This window comes from Haloferula sp. (genome assembly GCF_049672945.1).
GTDB lineage: Bacteria > Verrucomicrobiota > Verrucomicrobiia > Verrucomicrobiales > Akkermansiaceae > Haloferula.
In genome coordinates, this window is record NZ_JBATWY010000249.1 from 1 (window position 1) to 13,985 (window position 13,985).

12 protein-coding genes are annotated in these 13,985 nt (G+C 58.8%); 7 read left to right on the top strand and 5 right to left on the bottom strand.

Annotated features, from left to right (window positions below; translation table 11 throughout):
• The first annotated feature begins 273 nt into the window (after positions 1-273).
• The gene (locus WBG04_RS21600) at positions 274-747 is read left to right on the top strand and encodes a nucleoside deaminase (RefSeq protein ID WP_424316891.1); all 474 of its coding nucleotides are present in this window, start codon (positions 274-276) and stop codon (positions 745-747) included.
• Here WBG04_RS21600 and WBG04_RS21605 read toward each other — a convergent pair.
• Positions 741-2,627: an alpha-amylase family glycosyl hydrolase gene (locus WBG04_RS21605; protein WP_424316893.1), complete on the bottom strand. Its 1,887-nt coding sequence runs from the start codon at positions 2,625-2,627 to the stop codon at positions 741-743. The two genes, WBG04_RS21600 and WBG04_RS21605, sit on opposite strands and share 7 nt — an antisense overlap.
• 158 nt (positions 2,628-2,785) lie before the next feature.
• On the opposite strand from WBG04_RS21605, the gene sppA reads away from it, so the two are divergent.
• The 5 genes from sppA (at position 2,786) to WBG04_RS21630 (ending at position 8,222) form a co-directional block, all read left to right on the top strand.
• Positions 2,786-4,558, top strand: coding sequence for a signal peptide peptidase SppA (sppA, locus tag WBG04_RS21610; protein WP_424316895.1), 1,773 nt, complete (start codon positions 2,786-2,788; stop codon positions 4,556-4,558).
• A 168-nt stretch (positions 4,559-4,726) separates the two neighbouring features.
• Positions 4,727-5,974 (top strand): 3-keto-disaccharide hydrolase, encoded by a 1,248-nt coding sequence (locus WBG04_RS21615; protein ID WP_424316897.1) that lies wholly within the window; start codon positions 4,727-4,729, stop codon positions 5,972-5,974.
• A gap of 97 nt (positions 5,975-6,071) precedes the next feature.
• Positions 6,072-6,521 (top strand): hypothetical protein, encoded by a 450-nt coding sequence (locus WBG04_RS21620; protein ID WP_424316899.1) that lies wholly within the window; start codon positions 6,072-6,074, stop codon positions 6,519-6,521.
• A 151-nt stretch (positions 6,522-6,672) separates the two neighbouring features.
• Positions 6,673-7,473 carry a carboxy-S-adenosyl-L-methionine synthase CmoA gene (gene cmoA / locus WBG04_RS21625; RefSeq protein WP_424316901.1) on the top strand — a complete coding sequence of 267 codons (801 nt, stop codon included), beginning with the start codon at positions 6,673-6,675 and terminating at the stop codon, positions 7,471-7,473.
• Positions 7,474-7,490: 17 nt separating this feature from the next.
• Positions 7,491-8,222, top strand: a complete 732-nt coding sequence (locus tag WBG04_RS21630) for a methyltransferase family protein (RefSeq protein WP_424316903.1) — start codon at positions 7,491-7,493, stop codon at positions 8,220-8,222.
• Here WBG04_RS21630 and WBG04_RS21635 read toward each other — a convergent pair whose 3' ends face one another.
• From WBG04_RS21635 to WBG04_RS21645, 3 genes are read right to left on the bottom strand one after another with little or no spacing between them, the layout of a single operon-like run.
• Positions 8,223-8,657, bottom strand: a complete 435-nt coding sequence (locus tag WBG04_RS21635; protein WP_424316905.1) for an EamA family transporter — start codon at positions 8,655-8,657, stop codon at positions 8,223-8,225.
• Positions 8,654-10,087, bottom strand: a complete 1,434-nt coding sequence (locus WBG04_RS21640) for a sensor histidine kinase (protein ID WP_424316907.1) — start codon at positions 10,085-10,087, stop codon at positions 8,654-8,656. Before WBG04_RS21640 ends, WBG04_RS21635 begins: the two co-directional genes overlap by 4 nt.
• 11 nt (positions 10,088-10,098) lie before the next feature.
• Positions 10,099-10,776, bottom strand: coding sequence for a response regulator transcription factor (locus WBG04_RS21645; RefSeq protein ID WP_424316909.1), 678 nt, complete (start codon positions 10,774-10,776; stop codon positions 10,099-10,101).
• A gap of 208 nt (positions 10,777-10,984) precedes the next feature.
• On the opposite strand from WBG04_RS21645, the gene WBG04_RS21650 reads away from it, so the two are divergent.
• Entirely contained in the window at positions 10,985-12,670 is a 1,686-nt protein-coding gene (locus WBG04_RS21650; protein WP_424316911.1) for a DEAD/DEAH box helicase, read from the top strand.
• Here WBG04_RS21650 and WBG04_RS21655 read toward each other — a convergent pair whose 3' ends face one another.
• A complete protein-coding gene (locus WBG04_RS21655; protein WP_424316913.1) occupies positions 12,671-13,960 on the bottom strand; it encodes a hypothetical protein in 1,290 nt (429 codons plus the stop codon). It abuts the gene before it with no gap.
• Positions 13,961-13,985: the final 25 nt, after the last annotated feature.

Sequence of the window (13,985 nt, forward strand, 5' to 3'; positions counted from 1 at the left end):
TCGGTCCGGCCCGGTGACCCCAGTAGTCCCGCTTGAAACTAACAGAATCGCCGCCGCCGCCACCCGGACCACAACCGGTGACAAACAAAGCCAGAGCAAAAACCGCAATCATTCCACGCATGCCCAAAACCATGCAGAGCAACCCCATCCCTGACGAGTCGGAAGTCACGACAAGTGAATCTGTCAAAGATCCCACTCATCCTATTCATCCTGATCCGAAATTCAAAAGACCCTCTTTCCATCTCAACGGATGGCGCTACGATCACCCACATCATGAGTTCCGATCCCCAATTCATGCGCCACGCCATCGAGCTTGCGAGAAGAGGCATGCTCGCCGGTCACGGCGGGCCATTCGGTGCGGTTGTCGTGCGCGATGGAGAAATCATCGGCGAAGGCTGGAACCAGGTCCTGCGAAACAACGACCCCACCGCCCATGGCGAAGTCACCGCAATCCGCGACGCCTGCTCGAAGATCGGCAACTTCAGCCTGGATGGCTGCGAAATCCACACCACCGGCGAACCCTGCCCGATGTGCCTCGGTGCCATTCACTGGGCACGGATCGGCAGGATCTACTATGGTTTTAGTATCGAAGACGCCGCCACCATCGGATTCGATGATGTCAATTTCTACGACGAGCTTGCCCTGCCTCCCGAGAAACGCTCGATCCCTTCATTGCAGGCGCATGCCGATGAAGCCCGGAGCCTGCTTGGCGAGTACCAGTCCATCCCGGAAAGAAAACCTTACTGAGCTTCCTTCGCCCGGTAGAGCGCGGCCGATCCCGCAGGCAGACGGATCTTCCCTTCAGAAATCCCCGTCTCCCCCTCCCCCACCAAGAGCTCGCCTTCAAGCGTCGCCCCAGCAGGGAAAACCCCTTCCAGATTCAGTCCACCTGTCATCGCCGACGTCCCCGAAGCGTTGAAAACCACCACCACGCTCCGCGCCTTGTCCGGCATTACCCGCGCAAAGGCGAACACGCCGTCATCCTCCGAGATACTACCACTATCCGACCACAAGGGACGGAACTCACCATCGCGCAAGGCGATTTCATCCCGCCGAACTTCGGCCAGGCGGGAGATCGTTTCGAACGAAGGCAAGGCCTCGACCTCCTTCATGACCGGACCGTCATCCCGTTTCCACAGCGTCATCCGCCCGGTCTCCGAGTCCTGTCCGATGCGCCCGCGGGTATCGTATAATCCCGTCTCAGCACCGTAGTAGAGACATGGAATCCCGGGCAAAGTCATCACCATCGCCTGCGCAAGTTGGTGGCGATTCTCGGTGATTCCCGAAACGCGGAAGCGGTTCAGTCCGTCGTGATTTTCTATGAAGGTGATCGATTTTTGCAGTGAGTTCAGCCCGTCCGGGCCGGGTGTCCGGTTGTAAAAGTAGCGACCGTCCGGATAGCGGCCTTCGGCAAAGGCCTTCATCGCGCCTTCGATCCCCTTCGGATCACCGAACTCATCACCCGGCTTGCGCAAATACTCGCGCATCGCGAAACACAGCTGGAAGGCGAGCAGGGAATCAATGCTCGGCTCGTCATTTTCCGGGGCATCGGCACGCCAGGTGTACTGTCCGAGTTTCTCGGGACTCCCGTCATAGACTTCCCCGAACAAAATCTTGTCGGCTGCCTGATTCCCAAGGCGCTTCCTCAACCGCTCGGTAAAGGCATCCCAGAATTCGTGATGCACGTGTTTGACCGTATCGATCCGCAAGCCATCCACCCCAACATCCAACAGATAGAAGGCATAGATCTCGACAAACTCATCGACCAGACGATCAAAGTGCTCGCCGTCTTCCGCCGTCCAGAGATCCCGCAAGGAGAAGAAATCGCAAGTCACTTCCTCGCCATTGGTTTGCCCCAGACTGTCGTCGGAGAATCCTTTCCGGCCGTAGGCATCCATCTCAGAAAGGATTCCATTCGTGCGGACGGTGCTTCCTAACAGCGTCCTCGGCCCCGCCGGTTCGGTCCGTTTCAAATTCCACTTCGGGACATCCGCCCACTTCGCGTTGGCATGAAATCCTTCGTCCTTGAACGGCTGGATCCATTCGCCCTTTTCGCCGATATCGAAGACACCATCCTCGTCGACATCGTAGTAGAAAACAGGACCCGCATGATTCATCACCGCATCCTGGACGATCTTCAATCCCTTCGAGTGCGCCAGCTTCACGAAATCCCGGTAGTGCTGCATCCTGCCTTCCGGCCCGTCGGGGTAAACGGTGCCGTCCAGCGAGACCGCGCTGGTAAGATGCGGATCGATATCGAGGAAATCCTGAGCCCAGTAGCCGTGATAAGCGGTTTTCGGTCCACCGAGATCAAAACCTGATCGCCACACGTTGCGCACCGGCGGCGTGATCCACAAAGCCGTCACTCCAAGCGCCTCGAAATAGCCACTACGGATCGCGAGTTCGAGACCGCGCAGGTCGCCACCATGATACATGCTGATGGCCTGCTGATCCTCATCAACCAATGCCGGATCACTCCCGGGAGGCTGATTGTTCGCCACATCACCGTCGTAAAAACGGTCCGTCATCACAAAATAGATCACGTCCTCGCTCCACGGTCGTGCGCTCGCAGAAGCCGCCAACACCAGCACCGCCACCAAGCCGTATTTTAGAGAAGAACCGATCATCGATCTACAAATGGCACACATCGCCGTTCGGTTGTCGATGATTTCGCCGATCTATCCATCAAAAGCGACTTCAAGCCCGGGATCCGCGCCACCATTCCAAAAAACCACGCAAATCCCCGGTGACACGCCGCTTTTTCCGGGTAAGTCTACTACCCATCATGATCAAGCTCCTCTCCCCTTGGCTACTCGCCGCCGCCATTTCGACAGCATCTGCCAAACCCATCGTCGCCGTTTACGATCTCCAAGGTCCGCTGTCGGAAAGCGGCATCTCCGACACGTCCCTGCTCTCCATGGACCTCGAAGCGACCCGGCCGCTGACACTATTCGACCTCACCCAAAGCCTCGGACAGGCCGTCGACGATTCCGATGTGAAGGCCATCGTCATGGATGTCGACGACGCCAGTCTCGGACTCGCGCAAATTCAGGAACTCCGCGGCCACTTGCTCGCCGCTCGCGAAGCAGGCAAGGACGTCTGGCTCTACAGCGACGCCTACAACAACGGCACCGCGCTGCTCGGCTCCGCCGCCAACCACTTCGTCCTGATGCCCGAAGGTGACGTTTCCTTCTCAGGCATCAGCGCCGAATCGATGTATTTCAAGGGGATGCTCGACAAGGCGGGCATCGTTGCCGACGTCATCCACATCGGCGACTTCAAGAGCTTCGGTGAAGAGTTCTACCGCACCGGTCCCAGCGAGTTCGCTGAAAAGCAGACCAACGAACTCATCGGTGGCATCTTCGATCAACTCACCAGCGACGTCGCCAGCGGGCGCGAACTGACCACGGAAAAAGTCGTGTCGCTCATCGACCGCGGCACCTTCACTCCTGAAGAAGCCAAGGAGGCCGGGCTCATCGACGACCTGAAATACCGCACCGATTTCAACAAGGAGCTGAAGGAGAAGTACAGCACTGCCGACTTTGACGACAAGTATGCCCTGCCCGACCTCGATGGCCCGGAGATCGACGGCTTCTTCGACCTTTTCAAGCTGATGATGGACGCCGGCAAGGACAAGGGCGCGAACGATGATTACGTGGCCGTGGTCGTTCTCGATGGCGCCATCACCTCCCAATCCATCGCCCCCGTTCGCAAGGAAATCCTCGGACTGCTGAAGGATGAGAACGCCAAGGCGCTCGTTCTCCGCGTCAATTCCCCCGGCGGTTCCGCCCTGGCCAGCGAGGTGCTTTGGGAGGCCACCGATGAATGGAAGGCCGCCGACCGGCCCTTCGCTGTCTCGATGGGCGGCGTGGCTGCCAGCGGTGGCTACTACGTTGCTAGTGGGGCGGAAAGGATCTTCGCCGAACCCGGCACCATCACCGGATCGATCGGCGTCGTCGGCATGAAACTCGTCATGGCGGGTGCCATGGAGAAGCTCGGCATCACCACCCACACCATCCAGCGTGGCCAATACGCCGACGCCATGTCGATGAGCGAACCGTTCACACCTGAAGAAAGCAAACTGGTCCGCGAGTCGATGCTCGATGTCTACGGCACCTTCAAGAAACGGATTACCGACGGCCGCGGCGATCGCTTGAAGGGCGACCTCGAAGGCATGGCCGGTGGTCGGGTCTTCACCGGCGCCAAAGCGCTCGAACTCGGACTCGTCGACGAACTCGGCGGCCTTTCCGATGCCATCGCCTGGGTGGCCGAGAAGGCAGAAATCGAAAGTGAAAACGCCCAGCTCAAACCCGAACCGAAGAGCATGCTCGAAGGTCTTTTCGCGCAGCCTGAGAAGAAGAACGACGACGAAATCGTCCGCATGGAAGGCCCGCCAAGCGCGACTTCCGCGGCCATTCGGGCCGTCGTCCGCGAGGCGGGTCTGATCGCCCTTCCCGCTCCCGCTCGCGCTTCCGTGGAAAGCGCCCTTAACCGCCTCGATGCGATCGGCGAGTCCAAGGTGCAGCTGATCGGCCCCGACCTTCGATTCCATTGGTAGAACCCGGCGCTGCAAAGACACCAATCCACATGGGGTCGACCTGTTTCCCGCCGCAATAATCATGACGACGATGGCTTGTGCCATTGGAGTCGGGAGTATTTCCTTCGGAACCATCTTCCCCGCCGCGAATTTTCCCGCCGGAACCACCAACTATCCTCAACGACCATCATGAAGACCCTCCTTTTCCTATTCGCCACCCTCACCCTCGCTTCCTCGGCCGAAACAGAACCCTTGGACTTTCTTCCCATTTTCAATGGCAAGGACCTGACCGGATGGAGTGGCGAGGGCTACAAGGTGGAGGACGGAGCCATCGTCAGCAGCCCCGAGGGCCGGATTCTGGAATCCGACTACCGCTTCGCCAACTACGTCCTCGATTTCGAATTCCTGCTGACTGAAGGAGCGAATAACGGCCTCGGCATCCACTACCCGGGCACCGGCGACCCCGCCTACTCCGGAATGGAGCTGCAGATCCTCGACGACCGGGCCAGGAAATATGAAGACCTCATGCCCTATCAGTTCCACGGTTCGATCTACTCGATGGTCCCCGCCAAGAAAGGCGCCCTCAAACCCCTCAGCGAATGGAACCTCCAGCGCGTGGTGGTGAATGGCGACGAGGTGAAGGTCGAGCTGAACGGCCAGCTGATTACCAAGGCGAATCTCAGCGAACTTGAAAAGGAATTCCCCAAACACCTCGGAGTCAGACGTCGCTCGGGGCACCTCGCGCTGTGTGGCCATGGCGACAAGGTCTACTTCCGCAAGCTCCGCATCTGCGAACTACCCCCCGCAGCCAATTCCGAAGGTGTCCGCGCCGCCGGCTTCACTCCCCTGAGCGAAGGCAAGGGCCTCGATGCATGGAAGGTCGAACCAGGTAGTGAAGGACACTGGATCAATTTCAACGGCATCATCAAATACGATGGACGTAGTACCGCCGACGTGAAGGACCTCTGGAGCAAGGAATCCTATGGCGATTTCACCCTCGTCTTCGACTGGAGGTGGTCGAAAAAAGGTGCGATGAAACCACGCCCTGTGATCGGACCCGACGGCAACGAAACCGGAGAGAACGTCGAGGTCGAAGAGCTTGATAGCGGTGTTTTCCTCCGCGGCAGCAGCAAGAGTCAGGTAAACCTCTGGAACTGGCCGGCAGGATCAGGAGAGGTCTACGGCTATCGTACCGACAAGAACCAGCCCGCCGAAGTGCGTGCCGCCGCCACGCCGAAAACGAAGGCCGACAAGCCATTGGGCGAATGGAACCGCACCATGATCACCCTCAAGGGCGATCGGCTCACTGTCGTTCTCAACGATGCAGTGGTCATCGACAACGCCCAGCTTCCCGGCATTCCGGCCGAAGGCCCGATCGCTTTCCAGCACCACGGTAGCGCGATCGATTTCGCCAACGTCTGGATCAGGGAAGACTGATCGAACGAGTGGGGTCTTGAACTCCTTCTGCCGATTGTCCGTGATCACGTGATTTGCCAAGGGGGGGATCGTGCTACCTTGAACGCATCCCCCCACTATGAAATCCGCATCCCCCCAGCGGACGATGAACAGGTCTGGAGTGACACTGCTTGAATTGGCAGTCGTTGTTCTGGTCATTCTGTCCCTCGCCGCACTAATGATGGTTGGCGCCAATGCCTGGCGCCGAGGAAGCGATCGCGCCGCCTGCGTGATCAATATTCGAAACGTCCAAAGCTCCGTCCGTTCGTATCAGAACATGTACGGCTACAGCCCGGGCACCATGCCCTACGCCGACAACGGGACTCAGTCGATTGCCCGACACTTGTACATCAAGGGTTACATCAATGAGAACCTGAACAAGACTCTTGTCGGCGAACAGTCCTGCCCCGGTGGTGGCGCTTACGTGATCCCACAGGAAGAGGTCTTCCCGGCAGCCGGCACGCTGTATCTGAATTGCTCGTTCGAAACCGACCGTAAGCACGGAGTGCCGAACAGCGCCCAGTGGTAAACCGTTCAGATATCCACTGACGACGACACCGCATGCGTCTCCCTGACTTGGGAGCCATGCGGGTTTTTATTTGGCGGAGTCCGGAAGTTTTTCCCCTCTCTCACCATCCTCTCATCATTCGTCCCTAGAATGGCGGCACTACACCGTCGCCATGACCAAGACTTCCCTAAGGCCCATCCACGAACTCGCCGAGGTCGAAAGCGCCCTCGGCAGCGGGACCATCCCATTCGGCAGGGATCGCGTTTTCGACGCCGCCACGCCGAGCATTTCCGATTTCAAGTTCGGTGAAAAGGTCGTCTCGGTCTTCGATGACATGGTCGACCGTTCGGTTCCCTTCTATCGGGAAATGCAGCGGATGATTGCCGAGATCGCCGGCGACTACGCGACCCCCGGCAGCAATGTTTACGACCTCGGCTGCTCGACCGGAACCACAATGCTCTGTATCGACGGCCATGTGGATCCCGACGTGCGCTTCGTCGGAATCGACAACTCATCGGAAATGCTCGAGCGCTGCCGCACCAAGATGAGCGAGCGCGGCATGAGTCGTGAAGTGGATCTTCAATTCGGCGATCTCAATCATGACCTCGAAATTGAGAATGCTTCCCTGGTGCTGCTCGTTCTCACCCTGCAATTCGTCCGCCCACTCTATCGAGACAAACTCATCGCCCGCATTCTCGAGGGCATGAACGAGAACGGTGCGCTGATCCTCGTCGAGAAAGTCATCGGTGAAGACTCCCTCTTCAACCGGCAGTTCATCAAGTACTACTACGACATGAAACGCCGCAACGGTTACTCAGAGCTGGAGATCTCCCAGAAGCGCGAGGCCCTCGAGAACGTTCTGATTCCGTACAAGCTGCTTGAAAACCGCGAAATGCTCCTGCGTTCCGGCTTCCGCTACTGCGACACCTTCTTCAAATGGTACAACTTCACCGGCATGATCGCCGTCAAGTGAACCGATTTCCCACCATCATGAAAGTCCGGCTCGGCAACTTCATCTACCATCATCGGAATGTCATGTTTCCGATGTTCTACGTCCTGCTGTTTCTCAAGGGACCGCTGCTGATGCCCGATTTCCGGATCGCCGCCATCATCGGCGTGCTCGTCGCCGCCACCGGTCAACTCATCCGCGGCGTGACCGTCGGGCTCGATTACATCAAGCGTGGCGGCCTCAACCGCATGCCCTACGCGGACGATCTCGTCCAAGGCGGCATTTTCGCCCATTGCCGCAACCCGCTCTATGTCGGAAACTTCAGCATCCTGCTCGGCACCGGTATCGCCTCAAACTCGCTGCTCTTCGCCGCCATCGGCATTCCCTTCTTCATCTTCGCCTACACCTGCATCATCGCAGCTGAGGAAAACTATCTTCGTGGTAAATTCGGTGCTGAGTTTAACGAATACTGTAGGCGCGTTAATCGCGTCCTGCCGAGACTTGCTGGCCTCGGCGGGACGCTTGCCGGCATGCGCTTCAACTGGCGCCGCCTGATCACCGCCGAATACAACTCCGCCTTCATCTGGATCATCGCCTGCCACGCCGCCATCCTTCAGAACATCTGGCTCGCCGGCGAATATACCAAGGACAGCCCGCTGGTCCGCGCCCTCCATATCGGCGTCGGCCTGACCCTCCTCGCCTACCTCGTCGCCCGCATTCTCAAGAAGTCCGGCAGGCTGCAGCAGCCTGCACTTCAAACCGCCACCTATTGATCAGCCTCTCGCGGCATCCGGCCAAGCAAGAACCACCGCTCCGCCTACCACAAGCGCCACTCCAAAGAGCGTTTTCGCTGTCGGACTTTCCCCAAGAAAAAGCGCAGCGAAAAGCACCACAAAAACGACACTCAACTTATCGATCGGGGCCACCTTCGATGCCTCACCGAGCTGCAAGGCGCGAAAGTAGCAGAGCCAGGAAAGACCCGTTGCGAGTCCGGAAAGCACCAGGAAAACCCAGGCCCGCTTCGAGATCCCCACCACAGCGTTCGCTGGATTCGTGGCAAAGGTGACCGCCCACGCAAAGATCAGCACCACCGTCGTCCGCACCGCCGTAGCGAGATTGGAGTTCACGTTTTCGACCCCGGCCTTTGCCAACACCGCGGTGAGCCCAGCAAAGAAGGCGGCGAGCAGTGCCCAGATGATCCAGTTCATGATATCACTACTTTTTCAGGAAGTGTCAGCTCCACCAACACCCGATCCTTCTCTTCGCTGAGTTCCATCTTCACACTGCCGCCTAACAGCTCGGCGATTTCCCTGGCAAGGCTCAAGCCAAGACCCGCTCCCTCACCCGCAGTGCTTCCCCCACGCTGAAATGGCTCGAACACCCGCGCTAGATCTTCCTGCCCAAGATCGAAGCATTCGTTCTCGATCCGCAGAAGAAACCTCCCGTCCTTCTCTGCCGCCCTCAGTTCAATTCGGCTCCCTGCCGGGGCGTATCTGACGGCATTGTCGACCAAGGTCATGATCACGATCTTCACAAGACTCCGATCACTCTGACAGGCTCGAAACGGACCTTGGAAATCCCTGGCCACCGATAGCTTTCGTTCCGCAATTCTTCTTCCCTCGGACGCCAGGATTTCGTCAACCAGTTCCCAGGGATCAAACTCATCGCTTTCCACCTTCTCAATCCTGCCCCTCACTCGCGCGAGCTTCATCAGACTCTGAATCGTCCCGCGCATGTCTTCGGTCAGCACAAGAGCATTGCCGATCCGTTCTCGCAGATCATCCTGCGATCGCTCACGATGAAGCGCCTGCTCCAGTGTCGCCTGAATGCCGGCAATCGGCGTGCGCAGCTCATGGGCGGCATGCAAGGCAAAGTCACGCTCTCGATCCCGCGCGGCTTCGACCCGCTCAAGCGTTCGGTTGAAAGCTTCCGCCAATCCCCGCAACTCCACCGGCAGATTGTCAGGGATCTCCGGAATCGCTCCGCTGTCCTTCTTCGAGCTCTCCTCCAACCGACGCTCCAACTCCCGAATCGGCCTCATCGTCCATATCGTGATCGTGAGAATCGAAAGCCAGATCGTCAGCAAGGTCGCGGATCCAGCGCGGACCAGATGCCACTTCATTCGGGTCAGCTTACCGTCCAAGGTCGCCGTTTCCCGGGCGCAGACCAACACCTGGGGAAAGTCCTCGGGTCTCAAAAACCTTCCGAGCGCCTTCATTTCCTCAAACGTCCCCGCATCTAGAAACGGCAGGTGCATCAAACCGACCGCCAGGGCGGGACGGCCATCCGGCAGCACGACTTCCCGGATGATCGACTGATTCAGCTCACCATGAAACATCTCAAGCGAACCTCCCTTGAGCGCCGGCGAACCCACCGCGTTGCCGGTGTTCAGATCCCAGAACTGAAACAAGCCGGCGATGGAAGTATCCGCATTCGACTCCAGAGCTTCCTGCCATTCGTAAACCACCTTGTCGATTTCCAGCTCCGCCGACTTTGCCAGGATCGACGCACTCTCCAGCAACTGCATGCGGATCTCCTTGCGCAGCATCCGTGCGATCGATTGATAGATCACCACTTGGGAAATCAGCAGCACCACCGTCACAAAAAGCCCCGTGCCCACCAAAAGCCGCAAGCGCATCGATGGCTGCCTCATGCTTCCTCCTCCTTCAGCATGTAGCCATAGCCGCGCACGGTTTGAATCAGCTCGGCTCCCGGCCCGGCATTCAGCTTCTTCCGCAGGTAGCCAATGTAAACATCCACCGTGTTGCTCGATCCACCCTCCTGGTCCTCATAGACATGCTCCCAGATATCCGTCCGGCTCACCGCCTGACCGGCCCGGTGCATCAGGTATTCCAACAACGCATACTCGCGCCGCGTCAGCACAATCTCTTCCCCTGCCCGGCTGACCTTTCGCGTCGTCGCATTCATGCACAAATCGCCCACCTCGATCACCGAGGACTCCCGATCGTAGTTCCGCCTCACCAGCGCCCGGACACGTGCCACCATTTCCGCCAGAGCGAAAGGCTTCACCAAATAATCGTCCGCCCCGCAATCAAGCCCCTCAACCCGGTGATCCACCGAGTCCCGCGCGCTGATGACCAGGACCGGCGTCTTGTCCTGAAGCTCCCTCAGTTTTTTCAAAATCGTCAGCCCATCGATCCCCGGCAGCATGATGTCCAGCAGGATCACATCGTAAGCGTGGTTCTTGGCAAACCACAAACCCTCGTCGCCCGTCGCACTGGCATCGACCACATAGCCGTTCTCCGTCAGGCACTCGGCCAGGTTCAGACGCAGGGGCGTGTAGTCTTCAACCAATAGGCAGCGCATGATGAAATCGGAGCTCCGACGAGCTCATTCCAGCAATACGAAGATGAGAGAACGATGAGAATCTCGCTTTCCTCCGCCTCCACACAACAAACTCCCGGCTTGCCAGCGACCGAAATACCAGCCATGTCCGCAGCCCGGTAGCGCGCGCGACCCCGATCCCGCAGCCCTCCTGTTTACCCCAATGGCCCCTTGAAGCGGCCCCTCTGTCATGGACACACCTCCTTTTTCCGAACTCGGCCTGTCCGACGAACTCCTGGCCGCCGTTGAAAAACTCGGCTTCGAACGCCCGTCACCCATTCAAGCTCTGGCCATCCCACCCGCTCTCGAGGGGAAGGACATCTTCGGGCTTTCCCAGACAGGCTCCGGCAAGACCGCGGCCTTCACGCTGCCGATGCTCGCCAGGCTCGATCTCGATCTGAATCGCACCCAGGCGATGATCCTCTGCCCGACCCGCGAGCTCGCCAACCAGGTCTGCGAGGACGTTCATCGCCTCGGCTCGGCGCTTGGAAAACTTCACGCGGTCCCTGTTTACGGCGGTGCCCCGATGGATCGCCAACTCCGCGCCCTGCGCGCCGGTGCCCATGTCGTCGTCGGCACCCCGGGCCGCGTGCTCGACCACCTTCGCCGCGGCTCGCTCGATCCCAATCTGATCAAGACCATCGTTCTCGATGAGGCCGACCGCATGCTCGACATGGGTTTCCGCGACGAGATGGAGGAGCTCCTCGCCGCTCTGCCAAAAGAACGACAGGCCTTGTTTTTCTCCGCAACGATGAACCGCGGGGTTAAACAGCTCATCGAGAGCTTCGGTAACGACCCGGTCATCATCCAGATCGAGCAGAAGGCAAAGACCGTCACCAGCATCGAACAGTGCGCCTACGAAGTGCGCCAACGTTCCAAGGTCGAAGTGCTTTCCCGCCTGCTCGATATCGAGGTCTCCCGACTTTCCATCGTCTTCTGCAATACCAAGCGCACCGTCGATGAAGCCACCGAGGCACTGCTCGCCCGTGGCTACGCCGTCGACCGTCTGCATGGCGACATCACCCAGCAGATGCGCGAGCGGGTCCTGAACCGCTTCCGCGATGGCACCATTGAAGTGCTCGTCGCCACCGACGTCGCCGCCCGCGGACTCGACATCGATGAGATCGACCTCGTCGTGAACTACGACCTTCCGCAGGACCCCGAAGACTACGTTCACCGTATTGGTCGCACCGGTCGTGCCGGTCGCAGCGGCCGCGCCGTCAGCTTCGTCTTCGGGCGCGACATCCACCGCCTCGAAACCATCGAACGCTACACGCGCAGTCCGATCCGCCGCGCCCGCGTTCCTTCGCAGGAGCAGGTCGAAGGACGCCTCGCCGACCGCCTCTTCGATGACTTGAAGGAACGTCTCACCGAAGGCCGCTTCGATTCCTACGAAGCCCAGATCGACCGCCTGCTCGAGCAGGGATTCACTCCCACAGACATCTCGAGCGTGCTCTTCACGATGCTGCGGGAAGAGGGTGGACGCGAGTTCAACCAGATTCAGGAAGACCGCGAGGAACCCGGCCAGAGTCGTCAGCGCAAAGGCGGCGAACCGCACAAGCGCAAACCCCAGGGCGACCGTCGCGAACGCCGCGAGCGATCCACCCAGCAGCACGACAACGCCGAGATGACCCCACTTTTCCTTTCACTCGGAAAACAACAAGGTGTGAAAGTCGGCGAGATCATCGGCATGCTCTACAACGAAGCCGGTCTGCCTCAGGGCTCGATCGGCCACGTCAAACTCTTCGATCGCAACAGCCGTATCGACGTCGCCAAAGAGGTCGCCGACCGCGTGATCGAAGTCTGCAAGGGCTCCACCCTGCGCGGCAAAAAGTTCATCCTCGATCACGATCGCGGACCGAAGCATCAGGGCTGATCACTTCCCGACCGTCGGCTCCTGGAGTCCCTTGGCGATTTCCTCGATCAGGGGAACGCCGGCATACTCCGTTGCCATTTTTTCAGCCGCGCCCTTCATCCTCGAGTTCGTGTGGTTGAATTGGGAGCCACCTCCCTCACCGTCACTGACGAGATACTTGTCGGAGAACTCATCGAGCTCCGCGATGCCCTCGGTGTAGCGGACATTGTTCGGGTCTCCATTCAGCTCGTCGAACAATTCCCCAACGATCACCGCGTTCGGACCATCGATCTCGTAGTCTTCCTTGAGAAACTGGCACCAGTAGTGCGCTCGATACGCCTCGCTGTCTTTCAGCTTCTTAATCCATCCAATCATTGAAGCCTCGTAGTCGAGTCGCTCGTCGTTGAGCTCGGCATCCTTTCTCCGGTCGGCAAGATAGCGGCCGTTGAGCCAGGTGATGCCCTCATCTCCGATCCATGCCGGTCCACCCGAGTGACCACCGGGATGAAAGCGGTGAAAGCCGTTATCTCCATACTGGGAAACGGCATGCGCTGTCAGGTAGCGGTTGTAGTCCGCCGTTCCACCAATCCCGTAGCAGTACTGTTTCTTGTCGTATTTCTTGTCCGGCGAGTAGCCGATGATCGGCATGTTGCCGGCCGAGGTGATCCGCAGCGCGTTGTAAAACGACATCGCCCCTCCCCCCGAATTGCCGGTGAAATAGACCCGCTCCTTATCGATCGGCAGATTCTCTAACAAGTGGGCCACGCAGCGCTTGGCATGCTCGTGATTTCCCTCCGGATGATCCGGTCCGTTGCGCGATTCCACCGAAGCGGCAATGATCCACCCATTGACCTCGGCCGCTTCAGAATACATCACCACCGATTTTTTCCCACCTCCTCCGGCCCCGGTCACGAACATCAGCGGTGCCTTCCTCCCTTCGCGAAGCGTCTTCGGAACATAGACATAAAGATTCGACCCGCCACCGACGTCAATCGGCCCGGAAGTTTCGCCGACCGGATACGTCAGTCCCTCAGAAATCTTCGACACTCCACTTCCCGTCGGCTGGCCCGGTTCCGGTTCCTTGATCGCGAAATGCTCCTTGAGGAAAGCCTGGTCCTCATCCGCAAACTTGTCCAAGGGCACCTTGAATTCGCGACCATCGGCAGCCTTCAGGGAAACCTGTGTTCCCTCCACGCCCAAGGCAGAAGCCTTGATGCTCGTTCCCGCTGTCGACTGCCAATCACGCAGCTCCGTCGGTTCCGCAAACAAGGGAGAGCACCACAAAAAAGATAGAATGATGAAATTTTTCATATGAACGATCTATCTGAAAAATGGC